Below are 504 nucleotides of genomic sequence, written 5' to 3'. Positions count from 1 at the left end.
CTGTGCTGTCGGGTTGTCGGGCATGACTGACTCCTCCTCACCCTCGCGCCTTGACCAGGAACATCAGTTCCTCGGCCGTCTGCCGGGCGCCGCCCGTGCTGGACTCGTAGTAGTTCTGGATCGCCAGCCCGGCGTTCGACGCGTATCCGTGCGCCGTCGACTGCACCGCGGCCGCCCTGGCCCGCAGGATGTCGGTCCGGCCCTGGAACAGGCTGGCCTTACTGGCGTTGGCCATCGCGGCCCGGGTCTCCGGCCCGTCCGGCACCGGCACCAGCTCGGCCATGGTCTTCTTGACCCGGTCCCCGGTCTGCTCGATACCGATCGCCAGGCCCTCACCGACGTGACCGCCGAGGCCCATCATCACGCGGGACGGCGAGAAGATCTTCAGCGCACTGGACAGCCCGCCGGTGATCTTGTCCGCGATGCTCTTCACCACGTCGCCGACCCGGCCCATCATGTCCTTCAGGCCGTTGATCAGCCCGTTGATGATGTCCTTGCCCTTGT

General features: G+C 67.5%; 1 protein-coding gene. It reads right to left on the bottom strand.

Annotation, left to right across the window (positions count from 1 at the left end):
- Positions 1 to 37: 37 nt before the first annotated feature.
- A partial coding sequence (locus ABD323_RS45755; protein WP_425556379.1) for a phage tail protein occupies positions 38 to 504 on the bottom strand: 467 nt, incomplete at its 5' end.

The sequence above is a fragment of the Kitasatospora nipponensis genome, from assembly GCF_039528135.1.
GTDB lineage: Bacteria > Actinomycetota > Actinomycetes > Streptomycetales > Streptomycetaceae > Kitasatospora > Kitasatospora nipponensis.
This window is presented reverse-complemented; position numbering and strand designations above follow the sequence as displayed.